General features: G+C 70.4%; 22 protein-coding genes. 17 read left to right on the top strand and 5 right to left on the bottom strand.

Going from position 1 to position 22,736, the window contains the following annotated elements; translation table 11 throughout:
• Nucleotides 1-22 precede the first annotated feature (22 nt).
• Entirely contained in the window at nucleotides 23-259 is a 237-nt protein-coding gene (locus ABZX10_RS17185; protein ID WP_068572741.1) for a DUF3039 domain-containing protein, read from the top strand.
• A 44-nt stretch (nucleotides 260-303) separates the two neighbouring features.
• On the opposite strand, the gene ABZX10_RS17180 is transcribed toward ABZX10_RS17185, so the two are convergent.
• Nucleotides 304-1,479, bottom strand: coding sequence for a YihY/virulence factor BrkB family protein (locus ABZX10_RS17180; RefSeq protein WP_355542354.1), 1,176 nt, complete (start codon nucleotides 1,477-1,479; stop codon nucleotides 304-306).
• Nucleotides 1,480-1,632: 153 nt separating this feature from the next.
• Here ABZX10_RS17180 and ABZX10_RS17175 point away from each other — a divergent pair, with 153 nt between their 5' ends.
• Nucleotides 1,633-3,324: a DEAD/DEAH box helicase gene (locus ABZX10_RS17175; protein WP_355542351.1), complete on the top strand. Its 1,692-nt coding sequence runs from the start codon at nucleotides 1,633-1,635 to the stop codon at nucleotides 3,322-3,324.
• Nucleotides 3,325-3,424: 100 nt separating this feature from the next.
• Here the strand turns inward: ABZX10_RS17175 and ABZX10_RS17170 are convergent, their stop codons facing one another.
• Nucleotides 3,425-3,640 (bottom strand): hypothetical protein, encoded by a 216-nt coding sequence (locus ABZX10_RS17170; protein ID WP_355542348.1) that lies wholly within the window; start codon nucleotides 3,638-3,640, stop codon nucleotides 3,425-3,427.
• A 143-nt stretch (nucleotides 3,641-3,783) separates the two neighbouring features.
• On the opposite strand from ABZX10_RS17170, the gene ABZX10_RS17165 reads away from it, so the two are divergent.
• Nucleotides 3,784-4,668, top strand: coding sequence for an EamA family transporter (locus ABZX10_RS17165; RefSeq protein WP_355542344.1), 885 nt, complete (start codon nucleotides 3,784-3,786; stop codon nucleotides 4,666-4,668).
• Between the two features lie 41 nt (nucleotides 4,669-4,709).
• A complete protein-coding gene (locus ABZX10_RS17160; RefSeq protein ID WP_355542341.1) occupies nucleotides 4,710-6,926 on the top strand; it encodes a M13-type metalloendopeptidase in 2,217 nt (738 codons plus the stop codon).
• On the opposite strand, the gene ABZX10_RS17155 is transcribed toward ABZX10_RS17160, so the two are convergent.
• From ABZX10_RS17155 to ABZX10_RS17145, 3 genes are read right to left on the bottom strand one after another with little or no spacing between them, the layout of a single operon-like run.
• A complete protein-coding gene (locus tag ABZX10_RS17155; RefSeq protein WP_355542338.1) occupies nucleotides 6,913-7,665 on the bottom strand; it encodes a rhomboid-like protein in 753 nt (250 codons plus the stop codon). The genes ABZX10_RS17160 and ABZX10_RS17155 overlap by 14 nt on opposite strands.
• A 34-nt stretch (nucleotides 7,666-7,699) precedes the next feature.
• Entirely contained in the window at nucleotides 7,700-8,857 is a 1,158-nt protein-coding gene (locus ABZX10_RS17150) for an acyl-CoA dehydrogenase family protein (RefSeq protein WP_355542335.1), read from the bottom strand.
• A 17-nt stretch (nucleotides 8,858-8,874) separates the two neighbouring features.
• Nucleotides 8,875-9,489 (bottom strand): TetR family transcriptional regulator, encoded by a 615-nt coding sequence (locus ABZX10_RS17145; RefSeq protein WP_355542332.1) that lies wholly within the window; start codon nucleotides 9,487-9,489, stop codon nucleotides 8,875-8,877.
• A 159-nt stretch (nucleotides 9,490-9,648) separates the two neighbouring features.
• Here ABZX10_RS17145 and ABZX10_RS17140 point away from each other — a divergent pair, with 159 nt between their 5' ends.
• From ABZX10_RS17140 to ABZX10_RS17080, 13 genes are all read left to right on the top strand, one after another.
• Nucleotides 9,649-10,866, top strand: a complete 1,218-nt coding sequence (locus ABZX10_RS17140) for an acetyl-CoA C-acetyltransferase (protein ID WP_355542329.1) — start codon at nucleotides 9,649-9,651, stop codon at nucleotides 10,864-10,866.
• A 203-nt stretch (nucleotides 10,867-11,069) separates the two neighbouring features.
• A complete protein-coding gene (locus ABZX10_RS17135; protein ID WP_355542326.1) occupies nucleotides 11,070-11,822 on the top strand; it encodes an SDR family oxidoreductase in 753 nt (250 codons plus the stop codon).
• 3 nt (nucleotides 11,823-11,825) lie between these two features.
• On the top strand, nucleotides 11,826-12,632 hold the full coding sequence (locus tag ABZX10_RS17130; protein ID WP_355542323.1) for an SDR family oxidoreductase: 807 nt from the start codon (nucleotides 11,826-11,828) through the stop codon (nucleotides 12,630-12,632).
• Nucleotides 12,629-13,618 carry an NADPH:quinone oxidoreductase family protein gene (locus tag ABZX10_RS17125; RefSeq protein WP_355542320.1) on the top strand — a complete coding sequence of 330 codons (990 nt, stop codon included), beginning with the start codon at nucleotides 12,629-12,631 and terminating at the stop codon, nucleotides 13,616-13,618. Before ABZX10_RS17130 ends, ABZX10_RS17125 begins: the two co-directional genes overlap by 4 nt.
• Nucleotides 13,615-14,316, top strand: coding sequence for an HAD family phosphatase (locus ABZX10_RS17120; RefSeq protein ID WP_355542317.1), 702 nt, complete (start codon nucleotides 13,615-13,617; stop codon nucleotides 14,314-14,316). The genes ABZX10_RS17125 and ABZX10_RS17120 overlap by 4 nt, the downstream gene beginning before the upstream one ends.
• Nucleotides 14,313-15,065, top strand: coding sequence for an SDR family oxidoreductase (locus tag ABZX10_RS17115; RefSeq protein ID WP_355542314.1), 753 nt, complete (start codon nucleotides 14,313-14,315; stop codon nucleotides 15,063-15,065). Before ABZX10_RS17120 ends, ABZX10_RS17115 begins: the two co-directional genes overlap by 4 nt.
• A 12-nt stretch (nucleotides 15,066-15,077) precedes the next feature.
• Nucleotides 15,078-15,530, top strand: coding sequence for a MaoC family dehydratase (locus ABZX10_RS17110; RefSeq protein WP_355542311.1), 453 nt, complete (start codon nucleotides 15,078-15,080; stop codon nucleotides 15,528-15,530).
• On the top strand, nucleotides 15,530-16,546 hold the full coding sequence (locus ABZX10_RS17105) for a phosphotransferase family protein (RefSeq protein WP_355542308.1): 1,017 nt from the start codon (nucleotides 15,530-15,532) through the stop codon (nucleotides 16,544-16,546). The genes ABZX10_RS17110 and ABZX10_RS17105 overlap by 1 nt, the downstream gene beginning before the upstream one ends.
• A 1-nt stretch (nucleotide 16,547) precedes the next feature.
• Nucleotides 16,548-17,777, top strand: coding sequence for an acyl-CoA dehydrogenase family protein (locus ABZX10_RS17100; RefSeq protein ID WP_355542305.1), 1,230 nt, complete (start codon nucleotides 16,548-16,550; stop codon nucleotides 17,775-17,777).
• On the top strand, nucleotides 17,774-18,961 hold the full coding sequence (locus ABZX10_RS17095; protein WP_355542302.1) for an acyl-CoA dehydrogenase family protein: 1,188 nt from the start codon (nucleotides 17,774-17,776) through the stop codon (nucleotides 18,959-18,961). The genes ABZX10_RS17100 and ABZX10_RS17095 overlap by 4 nt, the downstream gene beginning before the upstream one ends.
• Nucleotides 18,958-20,043 carry an acyl-CoA dehydrogenase family protein gene (locus ABZX10_RS17090; protein ID WP_355542299.1) on the top strand — a complete coding sequence of 362 codons (1,086 nt, stop codon included), beginning with the start codon at nucleotides 18,958-18,960 and terminating at the stop codon, nucleotides 20,041-20,043. The genes ABZX10_RS17095 and ABZX10_RS17090 overlap by 4 nt, the downstream gene beginning before the upstream one ends.
• 48 nt (nucleotides 20,044-20,091) lie before the next feature.
• Complete coding sequence (locus ABZX10_RS17085; RefSeq protein WP_355542296.1) at nucleotides 20,092-21,072, top strand: phosphotriesterase-related protein; 981 nt, start codon at nucleotides 20,092-20,094, stop codon at nucleotides 21,070-21,072.
• Between the two features lie 4 nt (nucleotides 21,073-21,076).
• Entirely contained in the window at nucleotides 21,077-22,594 is a 1,518-nt protein-coding gene (locus ABZX10_RS17080; protein WP_355542293.1) for a long-chain fatty acid--CoA ligase, read from the top strand.
• Nucleotides 22,595-22,736: the final 142 nt, after the last annotated feature.

Raw genomic sequence — 22,736 nt, 5'->3', positions numbered from 1 at the left:
CGCGCCTGGCAGAATGAAAGTCATGAGCACTAAGACCCTGGAGAAGCCGGACGTCGATGTCGACGCCGACACCGGCAACGACGACGACGCACCCAAGTTCTTCCACTACGTGCGGAAGAACAAGATCGCGGAGTCGGCCGTGATGGGCAATTACGTGGTGGCCCTGTGCGGGGAGACCTTCCCCGTCACCAAGTCGGCGAAGCCCGGCTCGCCCGTGTGTCCCGAGTGCAAGAAGATCTACGACCGCATGAAGAAGTAGCCCTCGGGGGCTCCGCCCCGCGAACCCCCGGAGAAGCGCTCCTGTCAGCGGGGCCCGACCCGGGGCGCCGGGCGGGGCGGCGCGGGCCGCTCCGGCTCGGGATCGGGACGCTGCCGCCGGCGGATCGGATCGGTGGCGCGGCGCAGACCCTCCGCGGCGACCCTGCCGGGGTCGGCGCCGACCTCCTTGATCTGTTCGACCACCCAGTCGCGCAGCTGGTCGGTGCGGATCTCGCGCGCGGGCCAGCGGTCCTGCAGCGCGGCGTTGAACTCGGCGCCCACCATCACGGCGAAGCCGAGGAAGAACGTGAATAGCAGGAATGCGATCGGGGTCGCGAGCGCGCCGTACGAGATGCCCCGCCCCGACGCGATGAACGACAGGTAGACCCGCAGTCCCGTCGATGCGACCAGGAAGATGAGCGCGGCGAGCGCGGCCCCCGGCAGGTGCCGGTACCAGGGCAGCGGGCGGGGAAGCGCCTGCCGGTAGAGCAGCGCCAGCCCGCCGACCAGCATCAGCACGACGAAGGGCAGGTACCCGAAGTCGATGATCTGTGCGACCGCCGGATGCCACGACGTCGGGATGTACTTGACGATGAAGGTCGGCCCCAGCGCCACCAGCGGCAGCGTGAACACCGCGATCACCAGGAACTCGACGTAGAGCAGCAGGGCGAACAGCCGCTGGAACACGGGATTGCGGACCGTGTGCTGGTCGTGGGCCATGTTGATCGAGTCGACGTACGAGGACAGCGCGGACGACCCGGCCCACAGCGCCAGGATGAAGCCGACCGACGCGACATCGCCGCGGCCCTGTTGGAGCACCCCGTCGACCATGGGGCGGATGATCTCGTCGACCACGTTGGGCGTGAACACCCGCAGACCGAAGGAGATGATCCGGTCGTGGATCACGCCGATGGTGTCCGGCCCGAACCAGGTCGCGACGTAGCCGATGAGGCCCATCAGCGCCAGGAGCAGCGGCGCCAGCGACAGCGTGGTCCAGAAGGCGGCCTGGGCGCTGTGCCCGACGATCGAATCGTCCCAGGACTTGACGACGGTGCGCCACAGCACGGCGGGCATGTCCCGCACCACGGCCCACGTGCGCAGGTGCAGCGGGGCGCGCCGCGGCCGGTCCAGGTCACGCGTGTGCGGCCCAGGATCGACCGGCCCCGCGTTCTGCGCGGGACCCTGCTGCCGGCCCGGAGCCGGTCCCTCTGCGTCGTCCATCGAGGTCCAGTCTTCCGCACCGGGGCCGATCACGCCGGAACCGGGATCGGCGCGTGTTGCGAGTAGACTCCTTCAGGGTTCACGATCGACCCGCCCGCGCTCGCAACACCTGCCGGGCGGGCTTCTCTTCGCGGTTTAGGGGTGCGTTTCTCGATGGCGGTTTCACTTCGTGTCTGGCAGCGCCGTGCGCTCACGAAGTACCTGTCCGCGAAGCCGCAGGACTTCCTCGCCGTGGCGACGCCGGGTGCCGGTAAGACGACCTTCGCGCTGCGCGTGGCCTCCGAGCTGCTCGCCGATCGCACCGTCGAGCGCGTCACGGTGGTCGCGCCCACGGAGCACCTGAAGTACCAGTGGGCCGAGGCCGCCGCGCGGAGCGGCATCAACCTCGACCCGAACTTCACCAACTCGGGCGGTAGTACCTCGTCGGACTTCGACGGGGTGGTGATCACCTACGCCCAGGTCGGCATGCATCCGTACAAGCACCACGCGCGCACCACCGCTTACAAGACCCTGGTCATCCTCGACGAGATCCACCACGCGGGCGACGCCAAGAGCTGGGGCGAGGGCGTGCGCGAGGCTTTCGAGGGCGCCACTCGGCGGCTCGCGCTGACGGGTACTCCGTTCCGCAGCGACGACAACCCGATCCCGTTCGTGACCTACGAGCCGGAGGTCGGCGGCGGCCAGCGCTCCAAGGCCGACCACGTGTACGGCTATTCGGACGCGCTCGCCGACGGGGTCGTGCGCCCCGTCGTGTTCCTGGCCTACTCGGGCCAGGCCAGCTGGCGCACCAGCGCCGGCGAGGAGTTCACGGCGCGACTGGGCGAGCCGCTCAGCAAGGAGCAGACGGGGCGCGCCTGGCGCACGGCGCTCGACCCGCACGGCGACTGGATCCCCGCGGTGCTGCAGGCCGCGAACACCCGGCTCGATCAGCTCCGTCGGGCGATGCCCGACGCGGGCGGCCTCGTGATCGCTACCGATCAGTCGACCGCCCGCGACTACGCCGAGCTGCTCGAGGAGATCAGCGGCGAGAAGGTCACCGTGGTGCTCTCCGACGATCCGACGGCGTCCAAGCGGATCTCGGCGTTCTCCGAGGGCACCGACAAGTGGATGGTCGCCGTGCGCATGGTGTCCGAGGGCGTCGACGTCCCGCGGCTCGCCGTGGGCGTCTACGCCACGAGCGCGTCGACCCCGCTGTTCTTCGCCCAGGCCATCGGGCGCTTCGTGCGACTGCGCGTGCCCGGCGAGACGGCGAGCGTGTTCCTGCCGTCGGTGCCCGTCCTGCTCGACCTCGCGGCCAAGCTGGAGGAGCAGCGCGACCACGTGCTCGGCAAGCCGCACCGGGAGTCCGACGGGCTCGAGGACGCGCTGCTCATCGACGCCAACAAGCAGAAGGACGAGCCCGGCGAGGAGGAGAAGGCCTTCGTCTCGCTGCACGCCGACGCCGAGCTCGACCAGCTCATCTACGACGGATCCTCGTACGGCACCGCGACCTTCGCCGGCAGCGACGAAGAGGCCGACTACCTGGGGCTGCCGGGCCTGCTCGACGCGGAGCAGATGCGTGCGCTGCTGCAGCAGCGGCAGAAGGAACAGGTCGACGGGCGGTCGGTGGCCGAGGAGCGGCCCGCGCCGCCGCCCGAGGCCGAGGAGCGGGCTACCGCCGGCGCGCAGCTCTCGGCGCTGCGCCGCGAACTCAACTCGCTGGTCGCCATGCACCACCACCGCACGGGCAAGCCCCACGGCGTGGTGCACAACGAACTGCGTAGCAGGCTCGGTGGCCCGGTGACCGCGATGGCCTCGGCCGATCAGCTGCGCGAGCGCATCGCAGCACTGCGCACCTGGAAGTGACCCCGGGAACGACGGAGGCGCCGCGCATCCGGAAGTAGGGCGGATGCGCGGCGCCTTCGGAAGTAGGGCGGATGCGCGGCGCCTTCGGCCGGTGCGACGACTACACGGCGAGGGGCTCGCCGACGACGGTCGCGCCCTGCGCATCGAGCTTCGCCCGGTGCTCCGTGAAGTGATGGCCGCAGAACAGCAGCTCGAAGCCCGACGGGAGAACCGCTCGGACCTGGGCGGCCGCCGCGCAGCGATCGCAGCGATCGGACGCGGTGAGGGGAGCGAAGGCATCGCCCGCGGGGGCCTCTGAAGTGACAGTGTTCGTCATGATTCCTCCGTTCCTAGGTGAACCGTTCTTACATCTCTTTATACGTTCGAGGGTACCGATTTGTTCCACCGCATCCGGGAGGTGGGCGGCATGTTCTCCGAGGGTGAACAGAACCGGTTGAGCGGGCCCCTAGGCTGGGCGATGTGACGCCGCTGTTGATCCCCGCGATGTTCGTGATCGGGGCGATCAGCCAGTACGTGGGCGCATCGCTCGGCGTCGGCCTGTTCGAGACGCTCTCGCCCGTCGCGGTGGCGTGGTTGCGCGGCGCGGGGGCGGGCGTGATCCTGCTGGTCGCGCTGCGACCTCGCCGCCGGGACTGGTCCGCCGCGCGCCTGCGTGTCGCCGCCCTGTTCGGCACGGTGACGGTGCTCATGAACATGGCCTTCTACGAGGCGATCGCGCACATCGACCTCGGTACCGCCGTCGCGATCGAGTTCCTCGGGCCGATCTCCGTCGCCGTCGCCGGGTCGCGGCGCACCGTCGACCTGCTCGCCGCCGCGGCGGCGCTGATCGGGGTGGTGTGCGTGGCGGGCGTGAACATCGGTACGGTGTCCGGACCCGACGGTGCCGTCGGCGTCGGGTTCGCGCTGCTCGCGGCGGCCCTCTGGGCCGGGTACATCGTGATCGGCAAGCGCGTCGCGGACGCCGGCGGCGGCATCGAGGGGCTCGGCGTGGGGCTGGCGGCCGGTGCGGTGGTGCTGGCCGTGCCCGGTCTGGCCCCCGATCTGCTCAGTCGCTCCGGATCCTTCCTGCACTGGGAGGTGTGGGGCCTGGGGCTGGGCCTCGGCCTGCTCAGCTCGGTGGTCCCGTACGTCCTGGACCAGGTGGTGCTGGGACGGGTCGGCCGAGCGCGGTTCGCGTTGCTGCTCGCACTGCTGCCGGTCACGGCGACCGGCGTCGGCGCGGTGATGCTGGGCCAGCGCCCGGGCTGGATCGAGGCGGTCGGAATCGCACTCGTCGTGATCGCCATCGTCGTGACCTCGCGGGACGCGCGTCCGCAGGCGGCCGAGACCGGATCGGGTGGTTAGTCCGTCGCACATCCTGGCGGGGGATCGGGTTAGATGCGGGTATGCGTAGCGACGATGCCTTCGATCACGCCCACCCGCATCGCACGGACCGGGACCCGTTCGGCCGGCCCGGGTTCGACCGCCGGCGCTTCCTCGCCGGGTTCGGCGTGCTGGCGGGTGCCGGCGTGCTCGCCGCCTGCGGCGTCACCGGGCCGGGCGGCGGACCGTCGACCTCCGCCGCCCCGCCGCGTCCCCTGACCGGCCCGGATCTCTCGGGCGTCGCCCCGGGCGTACGGCCGCAGGACGACCTGTTCCGGCACGTCAACGGCGCGTGGTACGAGGGCTTCACGATTCCGGCGGACAAGGCATCGTTCAACACCTTCACCGACCTGTCCGACCGGGCGCTCGACCAGCTCAGGACCATCATCGAGAGCATCAAGGATCCGCGCACGCGCAGCGCCGAGGCGAAGATCCGCGACGTGTACGACTCGTTCATGGACACGGCCCGGATCGATGCGGCGGGCGCCGATCCGATCAAGCCCGATCTCGAGGCGATCGACAAGGCCGCCGACAAGGACGCGCTGCTCGACGTGAGCGGCGCGCACCAGAAGCAGGGTGTGGCCGGGCTCGTCGGTTACTACGTCGACACCGACCAGAAGGACTCGTCGAAGTACGTGCTCAATCTGGTGCAGTCCGGCATCGGCCTGCCCGACGAGGCGTACTACCGGGACGCCAAGTACGCCGAGGTGCGCGACAAGTACCGCGCCTATCTCGAGAAGGTCGCCTCGCTGGCGGGCCTATCGGACCCGCCCGGCATCGCCGCTCGCGTGCTCGCCTTCGAAACGTCGGTGGCCAAGGGGCATTGGGACCGGGTCCGGTCCCGCGACGCCACCGCGACCTACAACCCGCACCCGTGGCAGGACCTGGGCAAGCTGGCGCCCGGGTACGACTGGGACCGGTGGCAGAGGGCCGTGGGGATCAAGGCCGACGACGCGAAGAACGTCGTCGTGGCGCAGCCGAGCTTCCTCACCTCGGCGGCCAAGCTGTGGGCGGACACCGACCTGAGCACCCTCAAGGACCACGCCCGGATCCAGGTAGTGCGGGCCTACGCCGCCTATCTCGCCGCGCCGATCGTGACGGCCAACTTCGAGTTCTATTCGACGGCGCTGAGCGGCGTGGAGCAGCAGCGTGATCGGTGGAAGCGCGGCGTGGCGGTGGTCGAGGGCGCCCTCGGCGAGGCGCTGGGGGAGCTGTACGTCAAGAAGCACTTCCCCGCCGACGCGAAGAAGCAGGCCGAGCAGCTGGTGGGCAACCTGCGCAGCGCCTACCGCGCCAGCTTCGAGGACCTCGACTGGATGACGCCGGCCACCCGGCGGGCCGCAGCGGCGAAACTGGAGAAGATCCGCACCAAGATCGGCTATCCCGATCAGTGGCGCGACTACGCGGACCTGAGGACGGACTCGAGATCGATCGTCGACAACGTCCGCGCGTCCGGCGAGTTCGACAACGCCTACCAGCTCGCGAAGCTCGCCAAGCCGGTGGACAAGGGCGAGTGGCTGATGACGCCGCAGACGGTCAACGCCTACTACAACCCCGGTATGAACGAGATCGTCTTCCCGGCGGCGATCCTGCAGTCGCCGTTCTTCTCCCCGGATGCGCAGCCCGCGGTCAACTACGGCGGGATCGGCGCGGTGATCGGGCACGAGATCGGTCATGCCTTCGACGACCAGGGGGCCAAGTACGACGGTGACGGCAACCTCAAGGACTGGTGGGAGCCGGCCGACCGGACGGAGTTCGAGAAGCGGACGAAGGCGCTCATCGCGCAGTACGACGCACTCGTGCCGGCGGGCCTCCCGCCGGAGAACAAGGTCAACGGGTCGCTCACGGTGGGGGAGAACCTCGCCGACCTCGGCGGCCTGTCGATCGCCGTGGCCGCCTACCGGATCGCCGTCGCCAACCGCGACGCCGGGACCGAGGGGGCCGCCAGGGCGAGCATCGCACCGTCGGCGAGTGCGGGGCCGAGCGCGGCACCGTCGGGCAGTGCGGCACCGGCGTCCGGGCCGGACCTGACGCCCCTGTTCCTGAGCTGGGGACGGATCTGGCGCAACAAGGCCCGGCAGGCCGCGGCGATCCAGTCCTTGGCGACGGATCCGCACGCGCCCAACGAGTTCCGGTCGAACCAGGTGGTCAAGAATGTCGGCGCGTTCGCGGACACCTTCGGGGTCCGCGCGGGCGACGGCGAGTGGCTCGATCCGAAGGACCGGGTCAAGGTCTGGTGACCCGGAACCGCCACGTCCAGTTCGCGGTGCGGCGGCGGATCGACGGGATCCGGGTCACGGGGTAGAGCAGGTAGCCGAGCAGGACCGCGCGCAGGTGCCCGAGGGTGGAGTAGAGCCCGAAGAAGGGCATGGTCAGCTGCACCAGGATCGGTAGGGCGACCATCGCCGCTGCGCGCCAGCGCCACGCCGTGATCCGGTAGACCATGAGCCCGGCCAGGCAGAGGCTGCCGTAACTCACACCCACGTCGATCATGCCCTGCACGTCGAGGTCGTCGGTGATGATCCCGTGCGCGAGAAGCCGGTTCGCGGACAGTACCGAGATCAGCGAGGCGGTCGCGCTGCCGGCGAAGTACACGGCGGGCATCCCCACATGGCCCAGCCACCGCTCGGCGGGGCCGAGCACCACCAGGGTCATCAGCGTGACGAACGGGATGTCGACGGGATCGATCCACAGCGCGGAGGTGACCAGCGACTGCAGTGGGTGCGAACCGAACTGATCGAGATTGGTGCTGTGGGCCTCGAGGACCTGCTCGCCGAGGCTGCGCGGCAGCCCGAGCAGCATCACGGTGTTGGCCATCACGACCAGCCACATGAGGGCGGCGACGGGACTCGCCCGCACCCACGCGCGCGCGTACCGGGCGGTGCCGAGCATGCGCTCGGAGCCCGGCCCGGTACGCCGCACGTTCCACACCGCGGCCCCGAAGAGCGCGACCGCGACCAGGCCGATCAGCAGGTCCATGCGCTCAGTCAAGCACCGCGGCGCACAGGCGTCGCTACAGCCCCATGTCTTTGGCGATGATCGTCTTCATCACCTCGGACGTGCCGCCGTAGATGCGGTTGACGCGGTTGTCGGCGTAGAGGCGGGCGATCGGGTACTCGTTCATGTAGCCGTAGCCGCCGTGCAGCTGCAGGCAACGGTCGATGATGTCGGACGCGGCCTCGGTGCAGAACAGCTTGAGCGAGGCGGCGTCGGCGGCGGTCAGCTTGCCGGCGTCGTGCAGCTCGATGCCGCGGTCCACGCTGGATTCCATCGCGTCGAGCTTCGCCTTGCACGCCGCGAGCTCGAACTTGGTGTTCTGGAACGAGGCCACCGGCTTGCCGAAGATGTTGCGCTGCTGCGTGTAGTCCTGCGCGAACGCGATCGCGGCCTTGGCCTGGGCGTACGCGCCGTTGGCGATCGACAGGCGCTCCTGCGGCAGGTTCTGGCCGAGGTAGCCGAAGCCCTGGTTCTCCTCGCCGAGCAGGTCCGAGGTAGGCACCTTGACATCGGTGAACGACAGCTCCGCCGTGTCCGAGACCTTCAGGCCCAACTTGTCGAGCTTGCGGCCCACCTCGTAGCCGGGCAGCGTGGTGTCGACCACGAACAGGGAGATGCCGTAGCGGCGGTCCTCCGCGGTGGCGGGCGAGGTGCGTGCGCACACGATCACGCGGTCGGCGTTGACGCCACCGGTGATGAAGGTCTTGGAGCCGTTGAGCACGTAGTGGGTGCCGTCCTCGGACAGTTTGGCGGTGCTCTTCATGCCGGCCAGGTCCGAGCCGGTGCCGGGCTCGGTCATGGCGATGGCGAACATGTTGGTGCCCTCGACGAAGCCGGGCAGCCAGCGCTCCTTCTGCTCCTGGGTGCAGTACTTCATCAGGTAGGGCAGGCAGAGGTTGACGTGCACACCGCTGCCGCCGAAGGACACGCCCGCCCGGGCGCATTCCTCGGCGATGATCGCCTCGTACTTGAAGGTGTGCTCGCCGGCGCCGCCGAACTCCTCGGGCACCTCGATGCCGAACACGCCCAGCTCGCCGAGCTTGCGGTAGAACTCCTTCGGCACGATCCCGTTCGCGTACCACTCCTCGTAGTGGGGAACGACCTCCGCCTCGATGAACGAGCGAAGCGTGTCGCGGAAGGCCTCGTGGTCCTCGGTGTAGATGGTGCGCAGCATGGTGTTCTCCTTCGGTTCTACTGCTGTGTGTCCAGTGTCGTTGCACCGACGGTGCGCAGGGCCAGGTCGGCGTAGAAGTCGCCGATCTGCTCCGGGGTGATCTCGCCGCCGTCGTGGTACCAGCGGCCGATGTCGATACCGCTGGACAGGACGGCGATCGTCGCCATCCGCGGATCGGGGGTGTCGAACGAGCCGTCGGCGACGCCGGCGTCCACGATCGCGCGCATGCGCCGGGTGATCTCGCGGCGCAGGGCGCCGATCTCGGCGCGGTGCTCCTCGGTGAGGGCGTCGAGTTCGTAGTTGACGACGCGCACGCTGGTGTGCGCGGTCGCGTGGTGGGTGGCGAATGCGCGGACGGCGCGGGCCAGCCGGTCGGCGGGGGAGTCCGCGGCGTCGTCGACGTCGTCGATCGCTTCGATGATCCGCTGGTGTCCGACCTTCGAGAGTTGATGTAGCAGTTGCTCTTTGGACTTGTAGTGCACGTACACGGCGGCGGGGCTCATGCCTGCCGCTGCGGCGATGTCGCGGGTGGTGGTGCCGTGGAATCCACGTTCGGCGAAGGCGGCCGCGGCGGCCGCCAGCAGGCGGGCCCGGGTGGCGTCCGCGCGGGACGGTGCGTCGGGTTCGGTCATCGTCTTCCCTTCCGGGTGTGCCACCGCGCAGTGGTCTGCCTATTGTGAACGGGACCACAGCGGCGGGCGGATTGACGCTCGCGACGTAGTGGTGCAGAGTGGATGCTACACCGCTAAGCGAGCGCTTAGTTACTTATGGTTCGAACTCGGAGGTCTCACATGCCCGAAGCCGTCATCGTCTCCACCGCGCGGTCGCCCATCGGCCGCGCCGCGAAGGGCTCCCTGAAGGATGTCCGACCGGACGACCTGTCGGTCCAGATGGTGCGTGCCGCGCTGGCCAAAGTTCCGGAGCTGGACCCGCGCGACATCGACGACCTGATGTTCGGATGCGGCCAGCCGGCCGGTGAGTCGGGCTTCAACATCGCCCGTGTCGTGGCCGTCGAGGCCGGTCTCGATCATCTGCCCGGAGTCACCGTCAACCGGTACTGCAGCTCGAGCCTGCAGACCACCCGGATGGCCTTCCATGCCATCAAGGCGGGCGAGGGGGACGTCTTCCTCTCGGGCGGCGTCGAGACCGTGAGCCGCTACATCAAGGGCAACGCCGACGGTCTGCCGGACACCAAGAACGCCCTGTTCGCCGACGCCGAGGCGCGCACCGCGACCTTCGCCGCCGGTGGGCAGACCTGGGTCGATCCGCGCGAGAACGGCCTCCTGCCCGATGTCTACATCGCCATGGGGCAGACCGCGGAGAACGTCGCTCAGTTCAAGAACGTCAGCCGCCACGACCAGGACGAGTGGGGTGTGCGCAGCCAGAACCGCGCCGAGGCCGCCATCGCCTCGGGCTTCTGGGCCAAGGACATCACCCCCGTCACGCTCGCCGACGGCACCGTCGTCAGCACCGACGACGGGCCGCGTGCAGGCGTCACCTACGAGGGCATCGCCGGGCTCAAGCCCGTCTTCCGTCCGGACGGCACCGTCACGGCCGGCAACTGCTGCCCGCTCAACGACGGTGCCGCCGCGGTCTTGATCATGTCGGACACCAAGGCCAAGGCGCTGGGCCTCACGCCGCTCGCCCGTATCGTCTCCACCGGCGTCACGGGCCTCTCGCCCGAGATCATGGGGCTGGGCCCCGTCGAGGCGTCGAAGCAGGCGCTGCAGCGCGCGGGCCTGTCCATCGGCGACATCGACCTGATGGAGGTCAACGAGGCCTTCGCGGCGCAGGTGATCCCGTCGGTCCGCGACCTGGGCATCGACGCCGACAAGGTGAACGTCAACGGCGGCGCGATCGCCGTCGGTCACCCGTTCGGCATGACGGGTGCGCGGATCACCAGCACGCTCATCAACTCGCTGCAGTGGCACGACAAGCAGTTCGGCCTCGAGACGATGTGCGTCGGCGGCGGCCAGGGCATGGCGATGATCATCGAGCGGCTCAGCTGATCCGCCGCTGAACCGCTCTGGGGCGGCCCGTGCCTTTCGCGCGGGCCGCCCCGTCGTTTCCGGGGGCCTGCGGCGAGCGCGTTCAGTACTGTGTGAGAAGAGTCACAGAGCTGCGTACTCCGGAGGGGTCGTCATCGTGCGAGGTGTGTCCTAAGCTACAAACTAAGCGAGCGCTTAGTCAGTTTGAACGGAAGGTGTGCAGCATGACCCGATTCGCCGGGAAGACCGCAATCATCACGGGAGCCAGCCGGGGTATCGGCCTGGCCATCGCTCAGCGGCTGGTGGCCGACGGTGCGAAGGTCGTCATCACGGCCCGCAAGCGGGAGGCGCTCGACGCCGCCGTCGCCGAACTGGGCGGCCCGGAGGTCGCGGTCGCGGTGGCCGGCTCGGGCGACGACGCGGAGCACCAGGACCAGGCGATCGCCGCCGCGATCGAGACCTTCGGCAGCGCGGACTTCTTCGTCAACAACACCGGCATCAACCCGGTCTACGGCCCGCTCATGGACCTGGACACCGACGCGGCGCGCAAGATCTTCGAGGTCAACGTGCTCTCGACCCTGTCCTGGACCAAGAAGGTCTACGCGGCGTGGCAGAAGGAGCACGGCGGCGCGATCGTCAACGTCGGCTCGGTCGCCGGACTGCGCCCCGCGCCCGGCATCGCCTTCTACGGCGTCACCAAGGCCGCCGTCATCCACCTCACCGAGGAGCTCGCCGTCGAGCTCGGCCCGGACATCCGCGTCAACGCGGTCGCGCCGGCCGTCGTGAAGACCCGCTTCGCCGAGGCCCTGTACGAGGGCCGGGAGGAGCAGGTCTCCGCGGCGTACCCGCTCAAGCGGCTCGGCGTGCCCGACGACATCGGCTCGGTCGTCGCCTTCCTGCTCTCGGACGACGCCGCCTGGATGACCGGTCAGACGCTCACCGTCGACGGCGGCGTCCTGCTCACCGGGGGGGTCTAGACCATGCCCGCCTTCGATCCCAACGGCCGCGGCGTCGTCGTCACCGGCGCCGGCAACGGCATCGGTGCGGCGCTGGCACGGGAGCTCGCCGCCCGCGGCGCCCGCGTCGTGGCCTCCGACATCGATGCGGACGGTGCCGCGCGCACCGTCGCCGAGATCGCGGCGGCCGGCGGCACGGCGCACGCCGTGACCGGTGACGCGGCCTCTGAGGAGGGCGTCGCCGCTCTCATCGCGACCGCCCGTCGCGAGCTCGGCACGATCGACGCCTGGTACGCGAACGCGGGCGTGGATCGCGGTCGCGGTCTCGACACGCCCGAGTCCGAGTGGGCGCTCTCGCTCGACGTCAACGTGATGGCGCACGTGCGCGCCGCCCGTCTGCTGGTCCCGGAATGGGTAGCTGCGGGCGAGGGGCGGTTCGTGGTCACCGCCTCGGCAGCGGGCCTGCTCACGATGATCGGTGCCCCCGCGTACTCGGTCACCAAGCACGCGGCCGTGGCCTTCGCCGAATGGCTGTCGGTGACCTACCGCCATCAGGGCGTCGTGGTGCAGGCGATCTGCCCCCAGGGGGTCCGCACCGGAATGCTCGAGCGCTCCGGCGAACTGGAGGAGCTGCTCAGCCACGACAGCGCGCTGGACCCCGGTGACGTCGCGACCCTGGCCGTCGACGCGCTCGGCGGCGACGACTTCCTGATCCTCCCGCACCCCGAGGTGGCGGGCTACTACGCCGCCCGCGCGACCGCCACGGACAAGTGGTTGCACGGCATGAACAAGCTGCAGCAGCGGTTCGAGACGAAGGAGAACGAGCGATGAGGGCTTGGCAGGTACAGGAACTGGGCGAGCCGCTCGCGGTGCTGCGCGAGGCGGACCTCCCGACGCCCGCACCCGCCGCGGGCCAGGTCGTGGTGCGCACCTTCGCGACGGCGGCGAACTTCCCCGATGTGCTCATGTGTCGCGGCCTCTACCAGGTCAAGCCGGACCTTCCGTTCACGCCGGGCGTCGAGCTGTGCGGCGAGATCACCGCGCTCGGCGAGGGCGTCGACGGTTTCGCCGTGGGCGACCGCGTCCTCGGCGGCGCGGCGCTGCCCGCCGGCGGGTTCGCGGAGTACGCGGTGTTGAACGCAGCACAGACCTTCGCGGCCCCGGCATCGCTGGACGACGCGCAGGCGTCCTCGCTGTTCATCGGCTATCAGACCGGCTGGTTCGGCCTCCATCGCAGGGCGCACCTGCAGCCCGGTGAGACGCTGCTGGTCCACGCGGCGGCCGGCGGCGTCGGTAGCGCGGCGATCCAACTCGGCAAGGCGGCCGGCGCGAAGGTCATCGGCGTCGTCGGCGGCGAGGCCAAGGCGGAGGTCGCCCGCGCGCTGGGCGCCGACATCGTGATCGACCGGCACACCCAGGACTTCGTGGAGGTGGTCAAGGCCGAGACCGGCGGCCGCGGCGCCGACGTGATCTACGACCCGGTCGGCGGCGACACGTACCAGCGCTCCACCAAGTGCATCGCCTTCGAGGGCCGGATCCTCATCATCGGTTTCGCCGGCGGCACCATCCAGGAGGCCGCGCTGAACCACGCCCTCATCAAGAACTACTCGATCGTGGGGCTGCACTGGGGGTTGTACAACGCGTACGACCCCGCCGCCATCCAGCAGTGCCATACCGAGCTGACCGCGCTCGCCGACAAGGGGCTGGTGAATCCGCTGGTGAGCGAACGGCTCTCCTTCGACGAGGTGCCCGACGGGCTGCAGCGCCTCGCCGACGGCACCACTGTGGGCCGCGTCGTCTACCAGGCGGACCGGTGAGCGGCCGCGAGGTCGACGCCGCCGCCGGACGCGAGATCGACGCCGTCCTGTTCGACTTCGGCGGCGTCCTGACCGTGCCCATGCGCGGCCCGATACAGGCGTGGCTCTCAGCGGAGGACATCGTGCCCGCGTCGTTCACGGCGACCCTCAAGGCCTGGCTCGGCCGGGACGCCCGGGCGGACAGCCCCATCCACCGGTTGGAGACGGGGGCGCTGCCCGAGGCGGACTTCGACGTCCTGTTCGCCGCCGCACTGAGTACCCGCAGCGGCGCCCCCGTCGACTCCGACGGCCTGCTGCGGCGCATGTTCGCCGGCGCGCGGGAGGAACCGGCGATGTGGGAGCTCGCGGCGGACCTGCGCGACGCGGGTGTCACCGTCGGGCTGCTCTCCAACAGTTGGGGGAGCGGCACGGCGTACCCTCGCGACCGGCTGGCGGAGCTCTTCTCGACCGTGGTGATCTCGGAGGAGGTGGGGCTGCGCAAGCCCGACGCCGAGATCTATCGCGTCGCCCTCGACCGGCTCGGCGCCGCCGCGGCGCGCACCGCGTTCGTCGACGACGCACAGCCCAACCTCGACGGTGCGCGAGCGCTCGGCATCGTCGGAATACTCCACACCGACCCCGGAACCACCCGGGCCGCGCTGGCCGACCTCGTGCCCGCGCTCGCCCGCCGCACGTCCCCACAGAAGGAGTTCTCATGACCCAGCGCATCGCCATCGTGACCGGAGCCGCCCGCGGCATCGGTGCCGAGGTCGCGGCCCGCCTCGCCTCCGACGGCCACGCCGTCGCCGTGCTCGACCTCGACGAGGCCGCCTGCCAGGAGGTCGCCGACCGGATCACCGCCGCCGGCGGCCGTGCGATCGGCGTCGGCGTCGATGTCTCGGACGAAGAGAGGGTGACCACCGCGGTGTCCCGCGTCGCCGAGGAGCTGGGCCCGCCCACGATCCTCATCAACAACGCCGGCATCATCCGCGACAACCTGATCTTCAAGATGACCGTCTCCGACTGGGATTCGGTGATGGGCGTGCACCTGCGGGGTGCCTTCCTGATGTCGCGCGAGGTACAGAAGTACCAGACCAAGGAGGGGTGGGGCCGCATCGTCAATCTGTCGTCGACCTCGGCGCTCGGCAACCGCGGCCAGGCCAACTACTCGGCCGCGAAGGCCGGTATGCAGGGCCTGACGAAGACCCTCGCCCTGGAGCTGGGTCGGTTCGGCGTCACCGCCAACGCGATCGCTCCGGGCTTCATCGCCACGGACATGACCGCCGCCACCGCGGAGCGCATGGGAGTCTCGTTCGAGGACTTCAAGACCGCTGCGGCCAAGGAGATCCCGGTGCAGCGCGTCGGCCTGCCCGCCGACATCGCCCACACCGCCAGCTTCTTCGCGAGCGAGGGCGCAGGCTTCGTCTCCGGCCAGGTGGTCTACGTCGCCGGCGGACCGAAGGACTAGGGGCACACCATCATGCGGGTACTCAACGGACTCGAGGAGTTGCAGGCGGCCGTTGGCGAGCACCTCGGCTACAGCGACTGGGTCGAGATCGACCAGAAGCGCATCGACATGTTCGCCGAGGCGACCGGCGATCACCAGTGGATCCACGTCGACCCGGAGAAGGCGAAGGCCGGACCGTTCGGCACGACCATCGCCCACGGCTACCTCACCCTCTCGCTGATCCCCATGCTGACGTGGCAGATCTACACCGTCGAGGGCACGAAGATGGGGGTCAACTACGGCAGCAACAAGGTTCGCTTCCCGGCTCCGGTGCCCGTCGGGTCCCGGGTGCGCGCCGGCGTCGAGCTGCTGTCCGTCACCCCGGGCGGCGGTGGCCAGCAGGTGATCGCGAAGGTGACCATCGAGATCGAGGGCGGCGACCGCCCGGCGTGCGTCGGCGAGATCGTCTCGGTGGTGGTGTTCTGATGACGCAGCAGCATCCCGGACTCGACCTCGACGTCCTCGGCTCCTGGCTCCCGCAGCACGTGCAGGGCGCGGGCTCGGACCTGACGGCCGTTCTCATCGCGGGCGGCAAGTCCAACCTCACCTACCGCGTCTCCGACGGTGCCTCCTCCTGGATCCTGCGCCGCCCGCCCGTCGGCAAACTGTTGGCCACGGCGCACGACATGGGCCGCGAGTACCGGATGATGTCGGCGCTCGGCGGTACCGCCGTGCCCGTCCCCGTGATGTACGCGTTCTGCGACGATCCCGAGGTGCTCGGGGCTCGGTTCTACCTCATGAGCGAGATCGACGGTGTGCCCTACCGGCGTGCGTCCGAGCTCGAGGCGCTGGGCGCCGACCGCACCCGCGCGATCTCCGAGCGGCTCGTGGACACCCTGGTGGAGCTGCACCACGTCGATCCGGCGAGCGTCGGTCTCGCCGACTACGGCCGCCCCGAGGGCTTCCTCGGCCGGCAGGTGCAGCGCTGGCGCAAGCAGTTCGCCGCCGCGCACACCCGCGAGCTGCCCAAGGTCGACGAGCTGTTCTCGGCGCTCGAGGCTCGGGTCCCCGCGGACGCGACGCCCGGAATCGTGCACGGCGACTACCGGCTCGACAACGTGCTCGTGACCCCGCAGGACGAGCCCGGCGCCGTCGTCGACTGGGAGCTCGCGACCATCGGCGACTCGCTCACCGACCTCGCCCTGATGCTGGTCTACGGCCGGCTCGCGAAGATCTCCGCGGGCACCGTCAGCGATGTCTCGGAGGCTCCGGGCTTCCTCAGCGAACAGCAGATCATCGACCGCTACGCCGCCGGGTCGAGCCGCGACCTCGGCGACCTCGGCTTCTACATCGCCCTCGCGAGCTTCAAGCTCGCCGGCATCGTCGAGGGCATCCACTACCGCTACGTCAACGGCCAGACCGTGGGCGAGGGCTTCGCCGAGGCCGGGCAGGCCGTGAACCCGCTGCTCGACGCCGGACTCGACGCACTGAAGGAGAACTGACATGGAATTCGGGTACGACGCCAAGACCACCGAGCTCATCGGGCAGGTGGCCGACTTCATGGACAGCCACGTCTATCCGGCGGAGGAGACCTTCCACCGCCAGCTGGCCGAGCTGGATGACCGCTGGGCCTGGGACAGCGTCCCGGTGCTCGGCGAGCTGCGCGCCGAGGCCCGCAGCCGGGGCTTCTGGAACTTCTTCCTCCCGGGCGAGAACGGTGCGGGCCTGACCAACCTGCAGTACGCGCCGCTCGCCGAGATCACCGGCCGCAGCCTGCATCTCGCGCCCGCCGTGTTCAACTGCGCCGCGCCCGACACGGGGAACATGGAGGTGCTCAACGAATTCGGCACCGCCGAGCAGAAGGAGAGGTGGCTGACGCCGCTGCTGAACGGCGACATCCGCTCCGCCTTCGCGATGACCGAGCCCGACGTCGCCAGCTCCGATGCCACCAACATCGGCCTGTCGATCGTCCGCGACGGCGACGACTACGTGATCAACGGCCGCAAGTGGTGGATCACGGGCGCGATGAACCCGAACTGCGCGGTCTTCATCGTCATGGGTAAGACCGCCCCCGATGCCGAGCGCCATCGCCAGCAGTCGCAGATCCTCGTGCCGCGAGACACCCCCGGCCTCGAGGTGCTGCGCGGCATGCAGGTGTTCGGCTACGACGACAACAACCACGGCGGCCACGCCGAGCTCCGGTTCACCGATGTGCGCGTCCCCGCGACGAACCTCATCGGCGAGGAGGGCGACGGTTTCGCCATCGCGCAGGCGCGCCTCGGGCCCGGCCGCATCCACCACTGCATGCGTTCGATCGGTGTCGCCGAGCGTGCGATCGAGATGATGTGCGATCGGGTCTCGGGGCGCACCGCGTTCGGCAAGCCGCTGTCCGAGCAGGGTGTGATCCGCGACTGGATCGCCGAGTCCCGCGTGCGGATCGAGCAGTTGCGCCTGCTCGTCCTCAAGACCGCGTGGCTGATGGACACCGTGGGCAACCGTGGCGCGCACACGGAGATCCAGGCGATCAAGATCGCCACCCCCCAGACGGTGCAGTGGATCCTCGACAAGGCCATCCAGGCGCACGGCGCGGGCGGTCTCTCGCAGGACTTCTCGCTCGCCGAGGCGTACGCAGGGATCCGCACCCTGCGATTCGCCGACGGCCCGGACGAGGTGCACAAGAACTCGCTGGCCCGGGCGGAGCTCAAGCGCGTCGCCGCCAAGAAGGCGCAGTGACGGCGCCGGGCCCGGAGGAACTCGCCCGGAAGGTCGACGACTTCCTCGCCGCGCACCCTCCGGCCACGACGGATCCGCTCGAGTTCCTCCGGGCCCGGTACGACGCGGGTCTGGCGTGGGTCGCCTACCCCGAGGGGCGCGGCGGCCTGGGCCTGTCGAGGTCGTTGCAGCAGGCGGTGGACGCCCGCTTCGCGGCGGCCGGCGCGCCCGACAATCGCAGCCACGTCAACGGGATCGGCCTCGGGATGGCCGCGCCGACCATCCTGGCCTTCGGCACGCCCGAGCAGATCGACCGCTTCCTGCGGCCGCTGTGGACCGGCGAGGAGATCTGGTGCCAGCTGTTCAGCGAGCCCGGCGCGGGCTCCGACCTCGCGGGCCTCGCCACTCGCGCGGTGCGTGACGGCGACGACTGGATCGTCACCGGCCAGAAGGTGTGGACCTCGGGTGCGCACAACGCGCAGTGGGCGATCCTCGTCGCCCGCACCGACCCGGATCTGCCGAAGCACAAGGGCTTGAGCTACTTCCTGTGCGACATGTCCGACCCGGGCATCGACGTGCGGCCACTGCGGCAGATCACCGGCGAGGCCGAGTTCAACGAGGTCTTCCTCGAGGGCGTCCGCATCCCGGACGGCCACCGCCTCGGCGCCGTGGGGCAGGGGTGGCAGGTCGCGAACGCCACGCTCAACAACGAGCGGGTCGCCATCGGTGGCCGGGCGTCGCGGCGCGAGAGCGGCATGATCGGCGTCGTCGCCACGACCTGGCGCGAGCGGCCCGAGCTGCGCACGCCCGACCTGCACGACGACCTGCTCCGCCTGTGGGTGGACAGCGAGGTCGCTCGCGTGACGGCGCAGCGACTGGGACAGAAGCTCGCGTCCGGGCAACCCGGGCCGGAGGGCGCGGCGATGAAGCTCTCCTTCGCCCGGCTCAACCAGAAGCTCTCCGGCCTGGAGTTGGAGCTGCTCGGCGAGGACGGCCTGCGGTACGGCGACTGGGCGATGGTCCGCCCCGAGCGGGTCGATTTCTACGGCCGCGACGCGGGGTACCGCTATCTGCGAGCCAAGGGCAACTCGATCGAGGGCGGCACCTCCGAGATCCTCAAGAACATCGTGGCGGAGCGCGTGCTGGGCCTGCCGCCGGAACACCGGGTCGACAAGGACCTGCCGTGGAAGGACGTGCCCAAGTGAGCCTCACACCGCAACTGCTGAACACCGATGTCGAGGACGACCTGCGCGCCGCGGTCCGCGACCTGCTCGAGAAGCGGGTGGCACCGTCGGACCTCATCGCGGCGTACGACGGGACCCCGGTCCCCGCGATCGACGGCGAGCTCGCGGAGATGGGCGTCGCCGGCCTGCTCGTCCCCGAGGACCTGGGCGGTGCCGGTGCCGGTGCGGCCGTGGCGGGCGTCGCCGCGGAGGAGCTCGGGGCCGCCTGCGCGGCAACGGACTTCCTCACCTCCGCGGGCATCGCCACCGCGACGGCGCTCGCCGCCGGTGCGTCGGTCCTGGCGTCCCGGCTCGCCACCGGGGAGCGCTCCGCGGCGCTGGTGGTGCCCTTCTCCGCGGACCCGCACGGGCCGGCGCCGACGGTCCCGGTCGTCGACGGTGCGCTGTCGGGCACCGTGCGCTCCGTCGCCGGGGCGATCGGTGCCGAGGTGCTCCTCGTTCCGGGCTCCGACGGTGCGCTGTACGCCGTCCCGGCCTCGGACACCCGGATCGAGCCGGTCTCCTCCCTGGACATGACGCGGCAGCTCGCCGACGTCGTCCTCGACGGAGCCCGGGGCGACGTGCTCACGGCCGACGGTGCCGCCGCGATCCGCGCGGGCCTGCTCACCGGAGCCGCGCTCCTGGCCGCCGAGCAGGCCGGTGTCGCGCGCTGGTGCGTGAGCACCACGGTCGCGTATCTCAAGGAGCGCAGGCAGTTCGGCCGGGTCGTGGGCGGCTTCCAGGCGCTCAAGCACCGGCTCGCCGAGCTGTACGCCGATGTGGAGTCCGCGTCTGCGGCGGCCCGTTCGGCCGTGGTCACCCTGGCGGAACTGGGGCCCGAGGATCCCGAGAGTGTCATCGCGGTCGCCGTGGCCGCCGCGTACTGCTCGGACCTCGCCGTGCGTGCGGCGGACGAGGCGGTGCAGCTGCACGGCGGCATCGGCATGACCTGGGAGGCACCGGTGCACCTGTATCTCAAGCGCGCCAAGGCCGATCAGATCGGGCTGGGCACCGCCGGCCGGCACCGCGCCGCGCTCGCGGGCCTGATCGACCTGCCCGCCTGACCGAAACCCGCCCAGCCCCAGCGCGAGTCACCGTCGAAAGTAGGAACCATGGGAGCCGTCCACACCGTCACCGGAGACGTCGACGCCGCCGACCTCGGCGTCACGCTGATGCACGAGCACGTCTTCGTGCTCACCCCGGACATCCAGCAGAACTATCCCGAGGACTTCGGTGACGAGGACGCCCGCGCGGACGACGCGGTGGCGCAGTTGCAGAGGGCGTACGACGCCGGGGTGCGCACCATCGTCGATCCGACGGTGGTGGGCCTCGGCCGCTACATCCCGCGCATCCAACGGATCGCGGAGCGCACGCCCGTGCGGATCGTCGCGGCGACGGGTGTCTACACCTACCGCGATGTGCCGCGGTACTTCATGTACCGCGGCCCGGCTCTGACGGCGATGACCGGGATCGACTTCCCGGATCCCATGGTGGACATGTTCGTCCGCGACATCGAGAGCGGTATCGCAGACACCGGTGTGAAGGCGGGCATGCTCAAGTGCGCGATCGACCACCACGGACTCACCGAGGGCGTGGAACGAGTGATGCGAGCGGTGGCGAAGGCACACGATGCCACAGGCGTCCCGATCACCGTGCACACCCACCCGGGGACCGAGACCGGCCTGCTGGTCAAGCGGGTGATGTGCGACGAGGAGGGCGTGGACCCGAGCCGGATCGTGCTGGGGCACAGCGGCGATTCCACCGACGTCGAGCACCTGTCCGCACTCGCCGACGCCGGCTTCACGCTGGGCTTCGACCGGTTCGGCATCAACCTCGAGACCACCTTCGAGGCCCGCAACGACACGCTCATCGAGATGGTGCGCCGTGGCTACACCGAGAAGATCGTGCTCTCGCAGGACGCGTCCTGCTACATCGACTGGATCGACCCGAACGTCAAGGCGGGCATGCTCCAGTGGCACTACACGCACGTCTTCGAGGACGTCTTCCCGTACGTTCTCGAGCGCGGCGTGACGCAGGCGCAGATCGACACCATGCTGGTCGACGTCCCGCGTCGCGTGCTGGCGGGGGAGTAGGCACATGTCGTTCAACCTGGCGGTCATGCTGCGCGAGTCGGCTTCCGCGACGCCCGATGCACCGGCCCTGTACTTCGGCGACCGCGAGATCACCTACCGCGAGGTCGACGACCAGTCGGGGCGGATCGCCGCCTCGTTGCTGGCGCGCGGGCTCGCGCCGGGGGACAAGGTGGCCGTGCAGCTCCCGAACCTCCCGGAGTTCGTGCTGGTCTACTTCGGCATCCTCAAAGCCGGCCTGACGATGGTGCCGCTCAACCCGCTGTTCACCGCCCGCGAGGTGGCGTACCACGTGGGCGACAGCGACGCGAAGCTGCTCATCGCCTCCGACTTCTCCGCCGAGGCCGCACTGGCGGGCGCGGCGGAGGCCGGGGTGGCCGACGTGGCGGTGGTGTCGCTGGGCGCACCGACGCCGTCGGGCGCCGTGGCCTTCGCCGAGCTCCTGGCCGAGCCGGACACGGGGGAGATCCACCCCACGAGCTCCGACGACACCGCCGTGCTGCTCTACACCTCCGGCACGACGGGGCGCCCCAAGGGCGCCGAGCTCACCCACTTCGAGCTGTACATGAACTGCACCATCGCGCCGCAGCTGTTCGGCATGCGCGACGACGACGTCGCGCTCGGCGCGTTGCCGTTGTTCCACGTCTTCGGGCTGTCGAGCGTGCTCAACGCTGCTGTGCGCTCCGGAGGTTCGGTCGCCCTGGTACCGAGGTTCGAGGCGGGCGCGGTGGTCGACGTGATCGAGCGGCGTCGCGTCACGGTGCTGTCCGGCGTCCCGACGATGTACGTGGCGCTCCTCGGCGAAGACACCGCGGGCCGCGACCTGGGCAGCCTGCGCGCAGCCGTCTCCGGCGGTGCGTCGATTCCGGGCGGCGTGATCCGGGCCTTCGAGGAGAAGTTCCCGGGACTGGCGATCCTGGAGGGCTACGGCCTCTCCGAGACCGCGTCCACGGCGACCTTCAACATCAGCGCCGAACAGCGCAAGGTGCTCTCCATCGGCAAGCCGATCTGGGGCGTCGAGCTGCGGGCCGTCGACCCCGACGGTGCCGAGCTCCCGCCCGGCGCCGACAACGTCGGCGAGATCGTGGTCCGCGGGCACAACGTGATGAAGGGCTATTACAAGCGGCCCGAGGCCACGGCGGAGGCGCTGCGGAACGGCTGGCTGCACACCGGAGATCTGGGCTACCGCGACGAGGACGGCTACTTCTTCATCGTCGACCGGCTCAAGGACCTGGTGATCCGCGGTGGCTACAACGTGTACCCGCGCGAGGTCGAGGAGGTGCTCTACAGCCACCCCGACGTCGTCGAGGCCGCCGTCGTCGGGCGTCCCGACGACCGGCTGGGGGAGGAGGTCGTCGCCTTCGTCGTCCTCCGGCCGGGCGCGACGGCCGATGCCGAGGCGCTGACGGACTTCAGCCGCGAGCGCCTGGCGGCGTACAAGTACCCGCGCGAGGTCCACCTCCTGGCCGAGCTGCCCAAGGGCGGCACCGGAAAGATCCTCAAGCGCGAGCTGCGCACCCGGTAGTACTCGGACGCGGGGGCCCCGCGGGGGGGGGGCCGGCGGGGGCCCGGCGGGGCCAGGCGGCGGCAGACCGAGGGCCCCGCCGGCGGCGCGTGACCGGCGGGGCTCGGCGGGGGGGGTCGGGGCGGGGTGGGGAGCGCGCTCG

The organism is Tsukamurella sp. NPDC003166, assembly GCF_040611135.1.
Lineage (GTDB): Bacteria > Actinomycetota > Actinomycetes > Mycobacteriales > Mycobacteriaceae > Tsukamurella.
The sequence above is the reverse complement of the archived record's forward strand: the minus strand, read 5'-3'. Positions and strand labels throughout refer to the sequence as shown.

What these genes read in the sequence shown, in the direction of transcription:
- ABZX10_RS17175 (WP_355542351.1), top strand. Translation starts at nt 1,633, where the DNA reads ATGGCGGTTTCACTTCGTGTCTGGCAGCGCCGTGCGCTCACGAAGTAC.
- ABZX10_RS17155 (WP_355542338.1), bottom strand. Translation starts at nt 7,665, where the DNA reads ATGGACCTGCTGATCGGCCTGGTCGCGGTCGCGCTCTTCGGGGCCGCG.
- ABZX10_RS17140 (WP_355542329.1), top strand. Translation starts at nt 9,649, where the DNA reads ATGCCCGAAGCCGTCATCGTCTCCACCGCGCGGTCGCCCATCGGCCGC.
- ABZX10_RS17180 (WP_355542354.1), bottom strand. Translation starts at nt 1,479, where the DNA reads ATGGACGACGCAGAGGGACCGGCTCCGGGCCGGCAGCAGGGTCCCGCG.
- ABZX10_RS17135 (WP_355542326.1), top strand. Translation starts at nt 11,070, where the DNA reads ATGACCCGATTCGCCGGGAAGACCGCAATCATCACGGGAGCCAGCCGG.
- ABZX10_RS17110 (WP_355542311.1), top strand. Translation starts at nt 15,078, where the DNA reads ATGCGGGTACTCAACGGACTCGAGGAGTTGCAGGCGGCCGTTGGCGAG.
- ABZX10_RS17115 (WP_355542314.1), top strand. Translation starts at nt 14,313, where the DNA reads ATGACCCAGCGCATCGCCATCGTGACCGGAGCCGCCCGCGGCATCGGT.
- ABZX10_RS17080 (WP_355542293.1), top strand. Translation starts at nt 21,077, where the DNA reads ATGTCGTTCAACCTGGCGGTCATGCTGCGCGAGTCGGCTTCCGCGACG.
- ABZX10_RS17125 (WP_355542320.1), top strand. Translation starts at nt 12,629, where the DNA reads ATGAGGGCTTGGCAGGTACAGGAACTGGGCGAGCCGCTCGCGGTGCTG.
- ABZX10_RS17160 (WP_355542341.1), top strand. Translation starts at nt 4,710, where the DNA reads ATGCGTAGCGACGATGCCTTCGATCACGCCCACCCGCATCGCACGGAC.
- ABZX10_RS17145 (WP_355542332.1), bottom strand. Translation starts at nt 9,489, where the DNA reads ATGACCGAACCCGACGCACCGTCCCGCGCGGACGCCACCCGGGCCCGC.
- ABZX10_RS17130 (WP_355542323.1), top strand. Translation starts at nt 11,826, where the DNA reads ATGCCCGCCTTCGATCCCAACGGCCGCGGCGTCGTCGTCACCGGCGCC.
- ABZX10_RS17085 (WP_355542296.1), top strand. Translation starts at nt 20,092, where the DNA reads ATGGGAGCCGTCCACACCGTCACCGGAGACGTCGACGCCGCCGACCTC.
- ABZX10_RS17170 (WP_355542348.1), bottom strand. Translation starts at nt 3,640, where the DNA reads ATGACGAACACTGTCACTTCAGAGGCCCCCGCGGGCGATGCCTTCGCT.
- ABZX10_RS17105 (WP_355542308.1), top strand. Translation starts at nt 15,530, where the DNA reads ATGACGCAGCAGCATCCCGGACTCGACCTCGACGTCCTCGGCTCCTGG.
- ABZX10_RS17185 (WP_068572741.1), top strand. Translation starts at nt 23, where the DNA reads ATGAGCACTAAGACCCTGGAGAAGCCGGACGTCGATGTCGACGCCGAC.
- ABZX10_RS17150 (WP_355542335.1), bottom strand. Translation starts at nt 8,857, where the DNA reads ATGCTGCGCACCATCTACACCGAGGACCACGAGGCCTTCCGCGACACG.
- ABZX10_RS17100 (WP_355542305.1), top strand. Translation starts at nt 16,548, where the DNA reads ATGGAATTCGGGTACGACGCCAAGACCACCGAGCTCATCGGGCAGGTG.